17 protein-coding genes and 1 pseudogene are annotated in these 16,021 nt (G+C 64.4%); 4 read left to right on the forward strand and 14 right to left on the reverse strand.

The features are described from left to right. Positions 1-107 (forward strand): annotated as a pseudogene (locus tag HWV67_RS32395) (IS110 family transposase); the annotation flags it as partial. A 499-nt stretch (positions 108-606) separates the two neighbouring features. Here HWV67_RS32395 and HWV67_RS30120 read toward each other — a convergent pair. From HWV67_RS30120 to gshB, 14 genes are all read right to left on the reverse strand, one after another. Further along, on the reverse strand, positions 607-1,221 hold the full coding sequence (locus tag HWV67_RS30120) for a TetR/AcrR family transcriptional regulator (protein ID WP_175653869.1): 615 nt from the start codon (positions 1,219-1,221) through the stop codon (positions 607-609). 13 nt (positions 1,222-1,234) lie between these two features. Next, positions 1,235-2,917 (reverse strand): class II poly(R)-hydroxyalkanoic acid synthase, encoded by a 1,683-nt coding sequence (gene phaC, locus HWV67_RS30125; RefSeq protein WP_110972885.1) that lies wholly within the window; start codon positions 2,915-2,917, stop codon positions 1,235-1,237. A 123-nt stretch (positions 2,918-3,040) separates the two neighbouring features. After that, positions 3,041-3,892, reverse strand: coding sequence for a poly(3-hydroxyalkanoate) depolymerase (phaZ, locus tag HWV67_RS30130; RefSeq protein WP_110972886.1), 852 nt, complete (start codon positions 3,890-3,892; stop codon positions 3,041-3,043). A gap of 58 nt (positions 3,893-3,950) precedes the next feature. Next, entirely contained in the window at positions 3,951-5,630 is a 1,680-nt protein-coding gene (gene phaC / locus HWV67_RS30135) for a class II poly(R)-hydroxyalkanoic acid synthase (RefSeq protein WP_175653870.1), read from the reverse strand. A 351-nt stretch (positions 5,631-5,981) separates the two neighbouring features. After that, on the reverse strand, positions 5,982-6,359 hold the full coding sequence (locus HWV67_RS30140; protein ID WP_110972888.1) for a gamma-butyrobetaine hydroxylase-like domain-containing protein: 378 nt from the start codon (positions 6,357-6,359) through the stop codon (positions 5,982-5,984). An 89-nt stretch (positions 6,360-6,448) separates the two neighbouring features. Continuing rightward, positions 6,449-7,783: an ATP-dependent protease ATPase subunit HslU gene (gene hslU, locus HWV67_RS30145; protein WP_175653871.1), complete on the reverse strand. Its 1,335-nt coding sequence runs from the start codon at positions 7,781-7,783 to the stop codon at positions 6,449-6,451. A 75-nt stretch (positions 7,784-7,858) separates the two neighbouring features. Then, positions 7,859-8,389 carry an ATP-dependent protease subunit HslV gene (hslV, locus tag HWV67_RS30150; protein ID WP_175653872.1) on the reverse strand — a complete coding sequence of 177 codons (531 nt, stop codon included), beginning with the start codon at positions 8,387-8,389 and terminating at the stop codon, positions 7,859-7,861. A gap of 184 nt (positions 8,390-8,573) precedes the next feature. Next, a complete protein-coding gene (locus HWV67_RS30155; RefSeq protein ID WP_175653873.1) occupies positions 8,574-9,845 on the reverse strand; it encodes a dihydroorotase in 1,272 nt (423 codons plus the stop codon). Then, positions 9,842-10,846 (reverse strand): aspartate carbamoyltransferase catalytic subunit, encoded by a 1,005-nt coding sequence (locus tag HWV67_RS30160; protein ID WP_095155855.1) that lies wholly within the window; start codon positions 10,844-10,846, stop codon positions 9,842-9,844. Before HWV67_RS30160 ends, HWV67_RS30155 begins: the two co-directional genes overlap by 4 nt. Positions 10,847-10,858: 12 nt before the next feature. Further along, the gene (pyrR, locus tag HWV67_RS30165; RefSeq protein WP_095155856.1) at positions 10,859-11,377 is read right to left on the reverse strand and encodes a bifunctional pyr operon transcriptional regulator/uracil phosphoribosyltransferase PyrR; all 519 of its coding nucleotides are present in this window, start codon (positions 11,375-11,377) and stop codon (positions 10,859-10,861) included. Positions 11,378-11,425: 48 nt separating this feature from the next. After that, positions 11,426-11,860, reverse strand: coding sequence for a Holliday junction resolvase RuvX (gene ruvX, locus HWV67_RS30170; RefSeq protein ID WP_095155857.1), 435 nt, complete (start codon positions 11,858-11,860; stop codon positions 11,426-11,428). Further along, the gene (locus tag HWV67_RS30175; protein ID WP_175653874.1) at positions 11,860-12,429 is read right to left on the reverse strand and encodes a YqgE/AlgH family protein; all 570 of its coding nucleotides are present in this window, start codon (positions 12,427-12,429) and stop codon (positions 11,860-11,862) included. Before HWV67_RS30175 ends, ruvX begins: the two co-directional genes overlap by 1 nt. Positions 12,430-12,480: 51 nt before the next feature. Beyond that, entirely contained in the window at positions 12,481-13,383 is a 903-nt protein-coding gene (locus tag HWV67_RS30180; protein ID WP_175653875.1) for an energy transducer TonB, read from the reverse strand. Between the two features lie 99 nt (positions 13,384-13,482). Further along, positions 13,483-14,436, reverse strand: coding sequence for a glutathione synthase (gshB, locus tag HWV67_RS30185; protein ID WP_110972894.1), 954 nt, complete (start codon positions 14,434-14,436; stop codon positions 13,483-13,485). 207 nt (positions 14,437-14,643) lie between these two features. Between gshB and pilG the strand changes: the two genes are divergently transcribed. Genes pilG through HWV67_RS30200 form a run of 3 tightly spaced genes read left to right on the forward strand, consistent with a single transcriptional unit; the run spans position 14,644 to position 16,018 of the window. Beyond that, positions 14,644-15,054, forward strand: coding sequence for a twitching motility response regulator PilG (gene pilG, locus HWV67_RS30190; RefSeq protein ID WP_095155860.1), 411 nt, complete (start codon positions 14,644-14,646; stop codon positions 15,052-15,054). A 47-nt stretch (positions 15,055-15,101) separates the two neighbouring features. After that, positions 15,102-15,467, forward strand: coding sequence for a twitching motility response regulator PilH (pilH, locus tag HWV67_RS30195; RefSeq protein ID WP_175653876.1), 366 nt, complete (start codon positions 15,102-15,104; stop codon positions 15,465-15,467). Between the two features lie 11 nt (positions 15,468-15,478). After that, complete coding sequence (locus HWV67_RS30200) at positions 15,479-16,018, forward strand: chemotaxis protein CheW (protein ID WP_095155861.1); 540 nt, start codon at positions 15,479-15,481, stop codon at positions 16,016-16,018. Positions 16,019-16,021: the final 3 nt, after the last annotated feature.

Here is a 16,021-nt window from a genome sequence, read left to right on the forward strand (position 1 = left end):
CGGCTGTCATGCGGAAATATTTGACGGGCATATGGGCCTGTATGAGAAGCGGAGAACCCTTCGACACGGCCAAGCTTTTTAGCGAAAAGCACCTGCTGAAAGCTTGACCGCGAACAGAGTATCTACAGGGTTCATTTGCGTCATGTCACCCCTCCAGGTACCTCAGCGCCAACTGCTCCGCCGCATGCCGTGACGGCGGCTCCGATCTGATCACAGCGAAGTACTTCTTGTGGGAGCGAGTTCACTCGCGAAGGGCTGCGTAGCAGCCCCAAAGCCGGGTTCGACGTTGTGTCAGGTAGATCGCGGACTCAGGTTCTACGACGGCTGCGCCGCCGTTCGCGAGTGAACTCGCTCAGGGTTCATTTGCGTTTTTATCACCCCTCCAGATACCTCAGCGCCAACTGCTCCGCCGCATGCCGCGACGGCGGCTCCGACCTGATCACAGGGAAGTACTCCTTGTGGGAGCGAGTTCACTCGCGAAGGGCTGCGTAGCAGCCCCAAAGCCGGGTTCGACGTTGTGTCAGGCAGATCCGGGACTCAGGTTCTACGACGGCTGCGCCGCCGTTCGCGAGTGAACTCGCTCCTACAGGGTTCATTTGCGTCGTATCACCCCTCCAGATACCTCAACGCCAACTGCTCCGCCGCATGCCGCGACGGCGGCTCCAGGTGCGGTGCCACCAGCATCATGACCTGATACACGACGATCCCCACTTCTGCATCCTTGGCCAGCACGCGCTGGTAATCCAGCGAGAACAGCAGCGTCAGGGTTATCTGTTCCACCAACTGCCCCAGTGCGCGGGTGTCGCTGGTTATCTGGCCCTGCGCCTTGAGGCTGGCCAGCAGCGCGGCGAGGGTGCGTTTGAGGGCGTTGAGCAGGCTGCGCATGTCCCGGGCCAGTTTCGGCAGGCGGCCGGTCAGGTTTGATAGGTCCTGGAACAGGAAGCGGTACTGCGCCATGCGCTCGACGATCAGGTGCAGGAACAACCAGTAGTCCTCGGCGTCCAGGCGCACTTCGAGCGGCGGGTCGAGCAGCGGCGTCAGTTCTTCCGCAAAGCGTTCGAACAGCCCCAGCACCAGCGGCTCCTTGCCGTGGAAGTGGTAGTACAGGTTGCCGGGGCTGATGCCCAGTTCGTTGGCGATTTCCAGTGTCGAGACGTTCGGTTCACCCTGCTGGTTGAACAGGTGCAGGGCGCATTCGAGGATACGGTCGCGGGTCTTCATCCAGTCCTCGTGTTCAACGCACCAGCACGTATTTGCCGGGTGCGGGGTCCATGGCCGGGTAGCTGGCGCTGCCCAGGGTTGCATCGGTTTCGCGCTGGGCGCCGGAGCGCTCCTGAATCCACGCTAGCCACAACGGCCACCAACTGCCATCGGCTTTTTCGGCGTCGTAGTACCAGGCGCGCGGGTCGCTGCTCAGTTTCGGGTTGTGCACGTAGTGCGACTTGGGGTTGCCCGGCGGGTTGAGGATGCTCTGCACATGACCGCTGTTGGACAGCACGAAGCGGCGGTCGCCGCCCAGCAGCAAACTTGAGCGATACACCGCGTCCCAAGGCGTGATGTGGTCGTTGTTGCCGGCCACATGGAAGCTGTCGACAGTGATTTTCTGCAGGTCGATCGGCGTGCCGCAGACTTCCAGTCCGGCCGGACGGGTCAGCGGGTTGTACTTGAAGAAGTCCAGCAGGTCGCCATGCAACGCCGCCGGCAGGCGGGCGCTGTCGTTGTTCCAGTAGAGAATGTCGAACGGCGCTGGCGCCTTGCCGAGCAGGTAGTTGTTGACGAAGTAATTCCAGATCAGGTCGTTGGGCCGCATCCAGGCGAACACCCGGCTCATCTCGCCACCGTCGAGCACGCCCTGCTGGTACGAGCGGCGCTTGGCTGCCTCGAGGGTCTGCTCGTCGGCAAACAGGCTGGCCGGACTGTCCAGTTGGCTGTCGAGCAGGCTGACCAGGTACGTGGCGCTGTGCACCCGGCGCAGTTGCCGCTTGGCTTGCAGGTGGCCCTGCAACGCGGCCATGGTCAGGCCGCCGGCACAGGCGCCCATCAGGTTGACATCGCGGCTGCCGGTGATCGAACGGCAGACGTTCATGGCTTCCTCGATCGCCGCCACGTAGCTCGACAGGCCCCATTCGCGATGCCGCGGATCAGGATTGCGCCAACTGACGGCGAAGGTCTGCAGGCCGTTCTTGAGCATGTACTGGACGAAGCTGTTGGCCGGGCTGAGGTCGAAGATGTAGAACTTGTTGATCTGCGGCGGCACCACCAGCATGGGCCGGGCGTACTGTTTTTCGCTCATCGGGCTGTACTGGATCAGTTCCAGCAGCTCGTTGCGAAACACCACCGCGCCGGGGGTGACGGCGAGGTTGCGGCCCACTTCGAAGGCGTCCCGGGCAACCTGGCGCGGCATGCCGTTGTTGTGCCGCAAGTCGTCGAGCAGGTGGTTCAGGCCGCGAACCAGGCTCAGCCCGCCAGAGTTGAACAGTTCCTTGATCGCCAGCGGATTGAGCAGGGTGTTGCTCGGCGACACGGCATCGTTGAGCAGCGAGAACAGGAAGTGCGCACGGGCCCGGTCGTCGTCGCTCAACTGGCTTTCGTCGATCCACAGCCGGGTCTGTTTCTGCCAGCTCAGGTAGGCCTGCAAGCCGCGGCGGTAGAACGGATTGTGATTCCAGGCCGGATCGCTGAAGCGGGTGTCACGGGGGTTGGGCTGGTGCGGAGTATCGCCCAGCAACACCCGGCCCAACTGGCCGCCCAGCGCCAGCAGGTGGCTGGCGGTGTGGATCGGGTGACGCAGGCCATGGCGACTGACGTTGCGCAGGGTCGAGATCAGGTCGCGGCCGCGCAAGCCGGTGATCGCGCTTTGCACGTTGATATAGGTGGCGGGGGTTGGCGCCACCGCATTCACGGGTTTGTCTTTCATCCGGCAACACTCCGTCGTCGAGCCATCAACAAACTGAACCAATGTAGTGAGCGGTCCCCACCTCGACCAGCGCACTTGCATGCTTCGGCGCTCCTGCCAAAGGTGCAAGCGATGAGGGGCGGTTCAGGCGCTCGGGGCGGGCCGAGGATGCATGACGGCGCGTTGGCGCTCCTGCTGCAGGAACTTCATGATGATCGGCGCCACAGCCTCGGCACGAGTAATCAGGAATAAATGACCATCGTCGATTATGTGTAGCTGGGCATTGGGGATTCGCCAAGCCAGCAGGCGCATATTGATCAACGGAATCAGCGGGTCGTCGTCGCCGGCCAGCACCAGGGTCGGCTGCTGGATCTTGTGCAGCCAGTGGATGCTGGTCCAGCCGAGGCCGGCGAACAGTTGCCAGTAGTAGCCGAGCTTGCCCGACGAGCGCACCTTGGACGCATGGGACAGCGCGAGGTCCGGGTCACGGCGGAAGGCGCCGCCGTAGATTTCCGGGGCGATGCGGATCACGTGGGAGGGCTGCACGTAGCGTCGCGGACTGGCCATCAACCACAACACCTTGGGCTTGCCCGGCACCATCACCGCGCCGGCGGCGGTGGCGGCCAGCACCAGTTTCTTGCAGCGCTCGGGATAGTCGTGGGCGAACTGCTGGGCCAGGGCCCCGCCCCAGGACACGCCGATGACATTGACCTGGCCGTAGTCCAGGTAATCGAGCATGCGCGCGGTCAGTTTGGCCAGGCCGGGAAACCGGTAGGGATGGCGCGGCGTCGACGAACCGCCCACGCCAGGCACATCGAAGGCGATGACTTCCAGGTCGGGGTCCAGCGCCTGGACGAACGGAAACACCAGCTCCAGGTTGGCGCCGATGCCATTGAACACCAGCAAGGGCGTCAAGTGCGGCTTGCCGGGGCGAACCGCGGTGCGGATGGTCTGGCCATCCAGGTCGACGGTTCGGAAGATGTACGGTTGCGGCATGCGCGGGCCCTGTTAGCGGTAAAGCGCCACCCGCACGAGGCGGGCGGCGCGACAGATTTCAACGTTCGTGAACATAGGTGCCCGGCGCTGCTTCGCCTGCCGGGTAGGCTTTGTTGCCGAGGGTGGTCGGCGACTTCTTCAGTTCGCCGGAGCGCTCGGCCAGCCAGGTCTGCCAGTACAGCCACCAGGAGTCGGTGTGCTTGCTGGAGTTTTCCTGCCAGTGGTCGGCGTCGGCCGGCATCTCGCTGCTGGTCATGTAGCGCGCCTTGGGGTTGCCCGGCGGGTTGAGGATGCTCTGGATGTGCCCGCTGTTGGACAGCAGGAACTCGACGTTGCCGCCGAACAGTTGCGCCGACTTGTAGCAGGACTTCCACGGGGTGATGTGGTCGTTGGTGCCGGCCACGCAGAAGATGTCGGTGGTGACCTGCTTGAGGTCGATCGGCGTGCCGCAGACTTCCAGGGCGTCGGCGCGCACCAGCGGGTTGTTCTTGAACATCTCGATCAGGTCGCCGTGGAAGGCGGCCGGCAGGCGTGTGGTGTCGTTGTTCCAGAACAGGATGTCGAACACCGGCGGCTCGTTGCCCAGCAGGTAGTTGTTGACCCAGTAGTTCCAGATCAGGTCGTTGGGCCGCATCCAGGCGAACACCTTGGCCATGTCGCGGCCTTCCAGCACCCCGGCCTGGTAGGAATGGCGCTTGGCGGCTTCGAGGGTCTGTTCGTCGACGAACAGCGCGACCTGGGTGTCGAGGGTGGTGTCGAGCACGCTCACCAGCAAGGTCATGGCGTTGACCTTTTTCTCGCCCAGCGCGGCGTAATGGCCGACCAGCGCGGTGCAGGTGATGCCGCCGGAGCAGGCGCCGAGCATGTTCAGGTCTTTGCTGCCGGTGATCGCCAGCACCACGTCGACGGCTTCTTTCAGGGCGTCGATGTAGGTGGACAGGCCCCATTCGCGCTGGGCCTTGGTCGGGTTGCGCCAACTGACGATGAAGGTCTGCACGGTGGAGCGCAGGCAGAAGCGCGCCAGGCTTTTTTCCGGGCTGAGGTCGAAGACGTAGAATTTGTTGATCTGCGGCGGGACCACCAGCAGTGGCTTCTCGTGCACCTGTTCGGTGATCGGGCTGTACTGGATCAGCTCCAGCACGTCATTGCGATAGACCACCGAGCCTTCGCTGGTGCCGAGGTTCTTGCCGACCTCGAAGGCGTCCATGTTGACCTGGCTGGGCATGCCGCCGTTGTGCACCATGTCCTTGGCCAGGTTGGAGAGGCCGTCGAGCAGGCTCTTGCCGCCGGTTTCGAAGAAGCGTTTGACCGCTGCCGGGTTGGCCGCGCTGTTGGTCGGCGCCATGGCTTCGGTCATCAGGTTGATGACGAAGTGGGCGCGGCTGATATCGGTGGGTGACAGGCTGCTGTCGCCGATCCAGTCATGCAACTCCTTGCGCCAGGCCAGGTAGGTTTGCAGGTAGCGGCGGTACAGCGGGTTCTGGCTCCAGGCCGGATCAGCGAAGCGACGGTCGTCGCCTTCGGGCTGCAGGCTGGACTTGCCGAAAATCACGTCCTTCAGCTCCATGCCGAAGTGGGCAACGTGCTTGGCACTGTGCAGCGGTTGCCGGATGGCCTGGCGAAGCACCATCCGAGCAGAAGTCAGCAAATCCTTGCGGCGCAAGCCTATGACCGGGTTAAGACCCAGGGTGTTTTCCGAGGCTTGGCGCTGCAGGTCATCGTTATTCTTGTTACTCATCTACGACGCTCCGTTGTCCTGAGACGAGTACCGGCTCGGCTGTTGGCGTTACACAGACGAAGCCCCGGTACTGCTGCTCGGGTGACCAGTGATAACGAATTGCGGTCCTGCGGCCGGATGTGAGCGACGATGAGCCGTGCGGGTTTTTCTGCGTGAGAAGACTGCCTGCTTTCGCTCGCGACCTCTACATACCAGCCCGTTCCCTGCGTTGTTGCCGATGCAGTGAACCTGCCAGATCCATTGGTTACCCGACTTTCCAGTTATGCGCAAGCCGGCCAGACGCTGGCCGGTGCCAGAGGCATTCAAGCAGATCGAATTAGAAAATGCGCTCTAAAACAGGAGAGTGCCGGACTAGAGCATCAGCTTGATGACAGATTCGGAGGGGTCGCGGGATTTGCCGGCGGCGGCGAGTTCCTGCAGATAGTCGGACCAGAGTTCTTCCTGGCGCAGACAGAGTTGCTCGAGGTATTCCCAGGTGAACAGACCGCTGTCATGGCCGTCGTCGAAGGTCAGTTTCAGTGCGTACTGACCGGCCGGTTCGATCTTGCTCAGGCCGACGTTGATCTTGCCAAATTGCAGGATGGGATTGCCGTGGCCCTGGACCTCGGCGGAGGGAGAATGCACCCGCAGGAATTCGGCGGGCAGGTTGTAGACCTCATCGGGACCGTAGGTCAGCGACAGGGTCTTCGACGCTTTGCGAAGGTTGATGGCGGTAGGCAGACGGGACATGAGAGCTCCTTGGCTATAAGCCCCAAGCTACAAGCTGCAAGCGGATCACGTCCAGCTTGCAGCTTGCGGCTTGAAACGCGCGACGGCCCTTAGAGGATGTAGCGCGACAGGTCTTCGTTCTGCGCCAGCTCGCCGAGGTGGCTGTTGACGTACTCGGCGTCGATGCGGATCGGCGTTTCGCTGTGGGCGCTGGCCAGGTCGCCGGCGCTGAACGACACCTCTTCGAGCAGACGCTCAAGCAGGGTGTGCAGGCGACGGGCACCGATGTTCTCGGTCTTCTCGTTGACCTGCCAGGCGATCTCGGCCAGGCGCTTGATGCCTTCGGCGGCAAACTCGATGTTCAGGCCTTCGGTCTTCAGCAGCTCGCGGTACTGCTCGGTGAGCGAGGCGTGCGGTTCGCTGAGGATGCGCTCGAAGTCTTCCGGGGTCAGCGCCTTGAGTTCGACGCGGATCGGCAGACGGCCTTGCAGCTCGGGCACCAGGTCGCTCGGCTTGCTCAGGTGGAAGGCACCGGAGGCGATGAACAGGATATGGTCGGTCTTGACCATGCCCAGCTTGGTGTTGACGGTGCAGCCTTCAATCAGCGGCAGCAGGTCGCGCTGCACGCCTTCGCGGGACACATCGGCGCCGCCGACGTTGCCGCGCTTGGCCACCTTGTCGATTTCGTCGATGAACACGATACCGTGCTGCTCGACCGCTTCCAGGGCCTTGGCCTTGAGTTCTTCCTCGTTGACCAGACGCCCGGCTTCTTCGTCACGGACCAGCTTGAGCGCTTCCTTGACCTTGAGCTTGCGGTTCTTGCGCTTGCCCTTGCCCATGTTGGCGAACAGGCTCTGCAACTGGTTGGTCATCTCTTCCATGCCCGGTGGGGCGGAAATATCGACGCCAGCGGACTCGGCGACTTCGATCTCGATTTCCTTGTCGTCCAACTGGCCTTCGCGCAGGCGCTTGCGGAACAACTGGCGGGTGTTCGAATCGGCTGGCGCCGGATCATCGTTGAAACCGGCACGGGCCGGTGGCAGCAGGGCGTCGAGGATACGGTCTTCGGCGGCGTCTTCGGCGCGGTGGCGCACGCGAATGATTTCCTGCTCGCGCAGCATTTTGATCGCAGCATCGGCGAGGTCGCGGATGATCGACTCGACGTCACGGCCGACATAGCCGACTTCGGTGAACTTGGTCGCTTCGACCTTGATGAACGGCGCATTGGCCAGCTTGGCCAGACGACGGGCGATTTCGGTTTTACCAACGCCGGTCGGGCCGATCATCAGGATGTTTTTCGGGGTCACTTCGACGCGCAGTTCGGCGGGCAGTTGCATGCGGCGCCAGCGGTTGCGCAGGGCGATGGCGACGGCGCGCTTGGCGTCGTCCTGGCCAATGATGTGACGGTTGAGTTCGTGAACGATCTCGCGGGGGGTCATGGACATGGTAGTGGTCGTCCCTTGGCGGTGTAATCAGCGTGGAAAAGCCCGATGGTCGTCACCGGGCGCCAGAACAGCTGATTACTCGGCCAGGTCCTGCTCCTCGATGGTCAGGTTGTGGTTGGTGAACACGCAGATGTCACCGGCGATATTCAGGGCGGTCTCGGCGATTTCCCGGGCCGACAGGTCGGTCTTGTTCAGCAGGGCGCGGGCCGCGGCCTGGGCGAAGGCGCCACCGGAGCCCATGGCGATCAGGCCGTCCTCGGGTTCGACCACGTCGCCGTTGCCGGTGATGATCAGCGAGGCGTCCTTGTTGGCGACCGCGAGCATGGCTTCCAGGCGGCTCAGGGAACGGTCGGTGCGCCATTCCTTGGCCAGCTCGACGGCGGCACGGACCAGGTGGCCCTGGTGTTTCTCAAGCTGGGCTTCGAAGCGCTCGAACAGAGTGAAGGCATCGGCGGTGGCACCGGCGAAACCGGCGATGACCTGGCCGTGGTACAGGCGGCGCACTTTCTTGGCGTTGCCTTTCATCACGGTGTTGCCGAGGGAAACCTGGCCGTCGCCGCCCATGACGACTTTGCCGTGGCGACGAACTGAAACGATGGTGGTCAAGGGAGAGTCTCCACGCAGCGGGGCGAAAATGCCTGTGCAGACTCATATGGGGGTGGGGGAAATATTTCAACCGTGGGGACGGGCGGTGCGACCTTGGTCGCACTTTGGCATTCTGGACTCGTGGGAGCGAGCAAGCTCGCTCCCACAGGGTCATTACCCCACAGGAGGCGGTGCTGGCCTTGAATCAGCCCTCGTGACTGATATGCCCATCCACCACAGTGAAGCGCACCGCGCCCGGCAGGCAGTGGCCGATGAACGGGCAGTTGTCGCCTTTGGAGCGCCATTGCTCGCCCGCCACGGTGGAGGCTTGCGGGTCGAACAGCACCAGATCCGCCGCCGCGCCGACACGCAGCTCGCCCGCCGGCAGGCGCAACGCCGCCGCAGGACCGGCGGACAGACGCTGGAGCAAGGTCGGCAGGTCGAGCAGGCCGTCCTCCACCAGGGTCATGGCCAGCGGCAGCAGCAGTTCGACACTGCTGATACCCGGCTCGGTAGCACCGAACGGCGCCAGCTTGGCGTCGCGCTCATGGGGCTGGTGATGGCTGGAAATCGCCTGGATCACCCCGGAGTTCACCGCTTCGCGCAGGCCATCGCGGTCAGCGCGGGTGCGCAGCGGCGGTTGCACGTGGTACAGGCTGGAGAAGTCCACCAGCGCTTCATCGGTGAGGATCAACTGGTACAGGGCAACGTCGGCCGTGACCGGCAGACCGCGGGCCTGGGCCTGGGCGATCAGTTGGGCGCCGCGGGCGCTGGTCAGTTGGCTGAAGTGCGCACGCACGCCAGTCTGTTCCACCAGCAGCAGGTCGCGGGCGAGGGCCACGGTTTCGGCGGTTTCCGGGATGCCCGGCAGACCAAGGAAGCTGGCCATCGCGCCTTCGTGCGCGAGGCCGCCGTTGGCCAGGTCGCGGTCCTGAGAATGGAAGATCACCGTCAGGTCGAAGGTGGCGGCGTATTCCAGCGCCCGGCACAGGGTGCGGGTGTTGCGGAAGCTTTCCAGGCCGTTGCCGAAGGCGACGCAGCCGGTGTCGCGCAGGGCCACCAGTTCGGCCAGTTGCTCGCCTTCCAGGCCCTTGCTCAGGGCGCCGATCGGGAACACCTTGGCGTGGCCGGCTTCGCGGGCGCGGTCGAGGATCAGCTCGGCGACCGCCGAGGTGTCCAGCACGGGCTTGGTGCGCGGCGGGCAGCACAGGCTGGTGACGCCACCGGCAGCGGCGGCGCGGGTTTCGCTGGCGATGGTGCCCTTGCGGCTGTAGCCGGGCTCGCGCAGCGAGACGCTGAGGTCGACCAGGCCAGGCGCGGCGACCAGGCCCTTGGCGTCGAGGCTGCGGGCAGCGCTGAAGCCGGCCGGGGCGGCACCGATGGCAACGAGCTTGCCGCCATCGATGTGCAGGTCGGTGACCTGGTCCAGGCCGCTGTTGGGGTCGATGACCCGGGCGCCGAGGATACTGAGGGTCACTGGGCGTTCTCCTGCTCGAATTGACGTTGGGCGTTCTGCCCGCTCATGGCCATGGACAGCACCGCCATGCGGACGGCGATGCCGTAGGTAACCTGATTGAGGATCACCGAATGGGCGCCGTCGGCCACTGCCGACTCGATTTCCACGCCGCGGTTGATCGGGCCCGGGTGCATGACGATGGCATCCGGCTTGGCGCCGGCCAGGCGCGCGGTGGTCAGGCCGAACAGGCGGTAGAACTCGCCTTCGCTGGGCAGCAGGCCGCCGGCCATGCGCTCACGCTGCAGGCGCAGCATGATCACCACGTCGACGTCCTTCAGGCCTTCTTCAAGGTTGGTGTAGACCTTCACGCCGTACTGCTCGATACCGATCGGCAGCAGGGTTTTCGGGCCGATCACGCGGATGTCCGGGCAACCGAGGGTCTTCAGCGCGAGCATGTTCGAGCGCGCGACCCGCGAGTGCAGGATGTCGCCGACGATGGCCACCGACAGGTTTTCGAAGCCGCCCTTGTGCCGACGAATGGTCAGCATGTCGAGCATGCCCTGGGTCGGGTGGGCGTGGCGGCCGTCACCGCCGTTGATGATCGCCACTTCCGGGCAGACGTGCTCGGCGATGAAGTGGGCCGCGCCGGAGTCGCCGTGGCGGACCACGAACATGTCGGCGGCCATCGCTTCGAGGTTGCGCAGGGTGTCGAACAGGGTTTCGCCCTTGCTGGTCGAGGAGGTCGACACGTTCAGGGTGATCACGTCCGCCGACAGCCGCTGGGCGGCCAGTTCGAAGGTGGTGCGGGTGCGGGTGGAGTTTTCGAAGAACACGTTGCAGACGGTCTTGCCGCGCAGCAACGGGACTTTTTTCACCGCCCGGGCGCCGACTTCGAGGAACGAGTCGGCGGTGTCGAGGATTTCGGTGAGCAGCTCGCGGGGCAGGCCGTCGAGCGAGAGGAAGTGGCGTAGCTGGCCCTGGTCATTGAGCTGCAGCGGGCGCTTGGCGTCGAGTGGCGTCATCGCGGGGGACTCTTAAAGGGCGGAAGCGGAGGCGAGGTCCTGGCGCTCGAGGACGAGCGGCGCGGGGCCGAGCAATTTTACCCGTTCATGGGCGGCCAGCGACAGGGTGGCGCCGACCACGTTCGGCCGGATCGGCAATTCGCCGGCGTCCAGGTCGAGCAGGCAGACCAGGGTCACGCTGGCCGGGCGGCCATAGTCGAACAGTTCATTGAGGGCGGCGCGGATGGTCCGGCCGCTCATCAGCACGTCGTCCACCAGCACCAGGTGCTGGCCTTCGATCTCGAACGGCAGCTCGGACGGGCGCACCTGCGGGTGCAGGCCGTTCTGGCTGAAATCGTCGCGGTAGAACGAAACATCGAGGGTGCCGAGGGCGGCGTCGCTGCCCAGTTCGTCCAGCAGCGCCTTGGCGACCCAGACACCGCCGGTACGGATACCGATGTAGCGGGGTTCGGCGATGTTGCGGCGGCTCAGATGGGCGCGAAGGTCAACGGCCATCTGCCGGATCAGTTCGGCGGGATTGGGTAGGCTCATGCTTGCTCCTCAAATGGCCGGGGCAGAGGGCTGGCCCGGCTTGATACGTTACGACTGCGCGGGATTGGCCTCCAGCCAGCCCTGCAGCAGCAGGGCGGCGGCGATGGCATCGACCGGGTTGTCGCGATAGCTGCCACGCTGGCCGCCACGGGCCATGCGCTCGCCCTTGGCCTCGAAGGTGGTCAGGCGTTCATCGTGGGTGTGTACCGGCAGGTTGAAGCGGCCGTTCAGGCGGCGGGCGAACTTTTCGGCGCGGGCGCTCATTTCGCTGGGCGTGCCGTCCATGTTCAGCGGCAGGCCGACCACCAGGGCGTCGGGCTGCCATTCCTTGATCAGTTTTTCGATCTGGCTCCAGTCCGGCACGCCGTTCTGCGCTTTCAGCGTGCACAGTTCGCGGGCCTGGCCGGTGATCATCTGGCCGACGGCGACGCCGATCTGCTTGCTGCCGTAGTCGAAACCCAGCAGCAGACGAAGTTCGGCCATCAGGCGTGCCCCGCCTGGCTGGTGAGCAGGTGCAGGTTGATGCCGAGCTGTGCGGCAGCGGCGTCGAGGCGCAGCTCGCAGGCGATGCCAAAGAGGATTTCGGGGTCGAACGGGAAATTCAGCCAGGCGTTGTCGGCCAGTTCTGCTCCCAGTTGCCCGGCTCCCCAGCCGGCATAGCCGAGGGTGATCAGGCTCTGGCGCGGGCCGCTGCCATCGGCGATGGCGAACAGCACATCTTGCGAGGTGGACAGCGACAGGCCATCGAGCTCGATGGTGGCCTGATACGACTTCTCATTGGTGTGCAACACGAAACCGCGGTCGGTCTGGACCGGACCGCCGATGTAGATCGGCACGTTGGCGCTGAGCGGCGACGGTTCTTCCTCGGGGCGCAATTGCTCGAGGATATCGGCCAGGTTCAGCTCCTGCGGACGGTTGATCACCAGGCCCATGGCACCGTTGGCATTGTGCTCGACGATGTAGGTCAGGGTCTGCGCGAAATTCGGGTCCGCCATGTGCGGCATGGCGATCAGGAACTGGTGCTTGAGGTAAGTCGGGCTGAGGTTTTTCATAGCTATGTAGTGTGGCGGCGAGGCGCCGGACTGACAAGCCGCGCCACGGCCTTAATTGCTCGACAGGCGGTCGCCACGGGCGAAGCGCCAGGTACGGATGATTTCCAGCCGGTCGATGTCGTTCAGGTCGCCGGTAAAGGGCGCAAAAGGCGCCGCCAGACGGACGATACGCTGCGCCGCCTGGTCCAGCAGCGGCTGGCCGGACGACTCCAGCACCAGCACCTCGAACAGCGAGCCGTCGCGGTTGATCGACACCATCAGCCGCAGGCTGCCGTAGATCTGCTGGCGGCGGGCTTCGTCGGGGTAGTTCAGGTTGCCGATGCGCTCGACCTTCTTGCGCCACTCGTCCTTGTACCAGGCGCCCTTGTCGCGCATGGTCGAGGCGGCGCTGATGCGGTGGATGCGCGGGCGCTTGGCATAGAGCTGTTGTTCATTGGCCAGTTCAGCTTCGAGGCTGGCGATCTGGTCGGACAGCTGCGAGCTGTCGAAATCCGGGGTGGTGGCCTTGGGTGCCTGCTGGGGCTTGGCTTCCTTGGGAGCGTTCTGGACTTTCTGCGGCTTCGGCGCGACGGTGGTGACCACGGCCTTGGCCGGTGGCGGCGGGACGTCTTCCGTGCGCGATACCGGTGGCGGGGTGACCTTGTTGACCTTGCTGTCCTGGAACGGCGCGACTTCGGTGGTCTTCGGCACTTCGGCCTTGTCCAGGGTGCCGGCGCCCTGCTGGTTCTCCTGGGCGAGGAAATCGGCCTTCTTCGGCGCCACGTCGCTCTTGAAGGTGGCCAGGGTGATTTCCATGGTCCGGCGGATTTCTTCAGGCTTGGCGAAGGTGAAACTCACCCCGAGGATCAGCGCCAGGTGCAACAGCGCTGCCACGAACAGGGTAAAACCCAGGCGATCCGCCGCGCGAACGCGGGGCGGAGCAAGGTCGGCAGGGAGGTCGGCGGGAAGCGTCATCGATAATCCAGCAGCCGGGATGAACCGGCGGAGCAGGGTGCCCAGGTCGTAAAGGACCGGCATGATAACCCACTGCGCACGGTTTCCCCTTGTCGTCGGTCAGCGTGCCTTGAGCTTGCGATCGATGGCGTCCATCAGTTGCGCGCCGATCTGCGTGCCGTAGGCGTTGTCGATTTCGCGGATGCAGGTCGGGCTGGTGACGTTGATTTCAGTGAGGTGCTCGCCGATCACGTCGAGGCCGACGAACAGCAGGCCCTTCTCGCGCAAGGTCGGGCCGACCTGGGCGGCGATCCAGCGGTCGCGTTCGGTCAGCTCGCGGGCTTCGCCGCGCCCGCCAGCAGCCAGGTTGCCGCGGGTTTCGCCGCTGGCCGGGATACGCGCCAGGCAGTAAGGCACCGGCTCGCCGTCGATCATCAGGATGCGCTTGTCGCCGTCCTTGATCGCCGGCAGGTAGGCCTGGCCCATGATCTGCTGGGTGCCATGCAGGGTCAGGGTTTCAAGAATGACCGAGAGGTTCGGGTCGCCGGCGCGGTGGCGGAAGATCGACGCGCCGCCCATGCCGTCCAGCGGCTTGAGGATGACGTCGCCATGCAGGGCCGCGAATTCGCGCAGGATGTCCGGACGGCGGCTGACCACGGTCGGCGGCGTGCAGTGCGGGAACAGCGTGGCGAACAGCTTTTCGTTGCAGTCACGCAGGCTCTGCGGACGGTTGACCACCAGCACGCCGGCGGCTTCGGCCTGTTCCAGCAGGTAGGTGCTGTAGACGAATTCCATGTCGAACGGCGGATCCTTGCGCATCAGGATCACGTCCAGGTCGCTCAGCGGGGCGTCCTGCTCGGCGTCCAGCTCGAACCAGCGGGCCGGGTCGGCGAACACCTTCAGCGGGCGCATGCGGCCGCGGGCCACGCCCTGGTTCTGGTAGAGATCCTGCTGTTCCATATAGAACAGGCTCCAGCCGCGTTCCTGGGCTGCCAGCAGCATGGCCAGCGAGCTGTCCTTCTTGTAGGAGATGGACGCGATGGGGTCCATGACAATGCCGAGGCGAACGCTCATCGGGGAATTTCCTCTCGGCGGCGCGGGGCCGCGGTAGCTCGAATGAAAAGTGGCGTCAGGGTGGCGCTCGCAAGGCTGGCGGTCAAGGGAAAAACGCGGCCAGGCCGGGCCCCGCCCCGGCTCGATGGAATGCACCCCATGAGTGTGCTAAAAATGCGTGGCAGGTGGCCGGCATGGCGCTACTTATCAGGTAACGGTAGAGCGAATATGGTTCAGCCCGACACGGCATTGAAGGTGATGGTGATCGACGACTCCAAGACGATTCGTCGCACCGCGGAAATGCTGCTCAGTGAAGCAGGGTGTGAGGTCATCACGGCAATCGACGGTTTCGATGCCCTGGCCAAGATCGTCGACCACCGTCCCGGCATCATCTTCGTCGATGTGCTGATGCCGCGCCTGGACGGCTACCAGACCTGCGCGCTGGTCAAGCACAACAGCGCGTTCAAGGATATTCCGGTGATCATGCTGTCGTCCCGCGACGGCCTGTTCGACAAGGCCCGGGGCCGGATCGTCGGCTCGGATCAGTTCCTGACCAAACCGTTCAGCAAGGAAGAACTGCTGGAAGCGATCCGCGCCCACGTGCCCGGTTTCGCCGCAGAAGAACAACACGCACCCTGACGCCACGGCCAAGGCCGCTGGCGTCTTTTCCTTTCATGGGGAACAGCATGGCCCGAATTCTGATCGTCGATGACTCGCCGACTGAAATGTACAAACTCACCGAAATGCTCGAAAAAAACGGGCACACGGTGCTCAAGGCGGAAAATGGCGCCAATGGCGTCGCCCTGGCGGTCCAGGAAAAGCCCGACGCGGTGCTGATGGACATCGTCATGCCCGGCGTGAACGGTTTCCAGGCCACCCGGCAACTGAGCAAGAACCCGGAAACCTCCCATATCCCCATCATCATCGTCACCACCAAGGATCAGGAGACCGACAAGGTCTGGGGCAAGCGCCAGGGCGCCAGTGATTATCTGGTCAAGCCGGTGGAGGAAGATGCCCTGATCAAGGTGCTCGACGGCGTCCTCAAGGGTTGAGCCGCGGAGCCATGGGCGAATCGCTGACGGCGTTCGAGCTGCTGCTGGACATCGACCGGCGCTGCCGCCTGCTGGCTGCCGACCTGCCGTTGCAGGAAACCCGCCTGCAATCCTGGAGTGGCATCGGTTTTCGTCTCGGCGGGCATTGCTTCGTCGCGCCGATGGGGGAAGTCGCCGAAGTGCTGCAGGCGCCCCGCCTGAGCCGCATCCCCGGGGTCAAACCGTGGGTCGCCGGGGTGACCAACCTGCGCGGGCGCTTGCTGCCGGTGACCGATCTCTGCGGTTTTCTCGGCCTGGAGCCTGCGGTAACGCGCAAGCAGCGCCGGGTGCTGGTGCTGGACCATGAAGAGCTGTTCACCGGCCTGCTGGTCGACGAAGTGCTCGGCCTGCAGCATTTCGCCCTCAACAGCCTGGAGCTGTCGCCACCTTCGCCGCTGCTGACCGGCGCCGCGCCGTTCGTCCAGGGGCATTTCCAGCGTGAGCACTGCTGGGGGATTTTCAGCCCGTTCGCCCTGGCCCAGGCGCCCGGTTTTCTCGATGTCGCGCTGTAAAGG

Source organism: Pseudomonas sp. Marseille-P9899 (genome assembly GCF_903166565.1).
GTDB lineage: Bacteria > Pseudomonadota > Gammaproteobacteria > Pseudomonadales > Pseudomonadaceae > Aquipseudomonas > Aquipseudomonas huaxiensis.

What these genes read in the sequence shown, in the direction of transcription:
- phaC (WP_110972885.1), bottom strand. Translation starts at nt 2,917, where the DNA reads ATGAAAGACAAACCCGTGAATGCGGTGGCGCCAACCCCCGCCACCTAT.
- pilH (WP_175653876.1), top strand. Translation starts at nt 15,102, where the DNA reads ATGGCCCGAATTCTGATCGTCGATGACTCGCCGACTGAAATGTACAAA.
- pilG (WP_095155860.1), top strand. Translation starts at nt 14,644, where the DNA reads ATGGTTCAGCCCGACACGGCATTGAAGGTGATGGTGATCGACGACTCC.
- HWV67_RS30140 (WP_110972888.1), bottom strand. Translation starts at nt 6,359, where the DNA reads ATGTCCCGTCTGCCTACCGCCATCAACCTTCGCAAAGCGTCGAAGACC.
- HWV67_RS30120 (WP_175653869.1), bottom strand. Translation starts at nt 1,221, where the DNA reads ATGAAGACCCGCGACCGTATCCTCGAATGCGCCCTGCACCTGTTCAAC.
- phaZ (WP_110972886.1), bottom strand. Translation starts at nt 3,892, where the DNA reads ATGCCGCAACCGTACATCTTCCGAACCGTCGACCTGGATGGCCAGACC.
- HWV67_RS30175 (WP_175653874.1), bottom strand. Translation starts at nt 12,429, where the DNA reads ATGAAAAACCTCAGCCCGACTTACCTCAAGCACCAGTTCCTGATCGCC.
- ruvX (WP_095155857.1), bottom strand. Translation starts at nt 11,860, where the DNA reads ATGGCCGAACTTCGTCTGCTGCTGGGTTTCGACTACGGCAGCAAGCAG.
- HWV67_RS30200 (WP_095155861.1), top strand. Translation starts at nt 15,479, where the DNA reads ATGGGCGAATCGCTGACGGCGTTCGAGCTGCTGCTGGACATCGACCGG.
- HWV67_RS30180 (WP_175653875.1), bottom strand. Translation starts at nt 13,383, where the DNA reads ATGACGCTTCCCGCCGACCTCCCTGCCGACCTTGCTCCGCCCCGCGTT.
- hslU (WP_175653871.1), bottom strand. Translation starts at nt 7,783, where the DNA reads ATGTCCATGACCCCCCGCGAGATCGTTCACGAACTCAACCGTCACATC.
- gshB (WP_110972894.1), bottom strand. Translation starts at nt 14,436, where the DNA reads ATGAGCGTTCGCCTCGGCATTGTCATGGACCCCATCGCGTCCATCTCC.
- HWV67_RS30160 (WP_095155855.1), bottom strand. Translation starts at nt 10,846, where the DNA reads ATGACGCCACTCGACGCCAAGCGCCCGCTGCAGCTCAATGACCAGGGC.
- phaC (WP_175653870.1), bottom strand. Translation starts at nt 5,630, where the DNA reads ATGAGTAACAAGAATAACGATGACCTGCAGCGCCAAGCCTCGGAAAAC.
- pyrR (WP_095155856.1), bottom strand. Translation starts at nt 11,377, where the DNA reads ATGAGCCTACCCAATCCCGCCGAACTGATCCGGCAGATGGCCGTTGAC.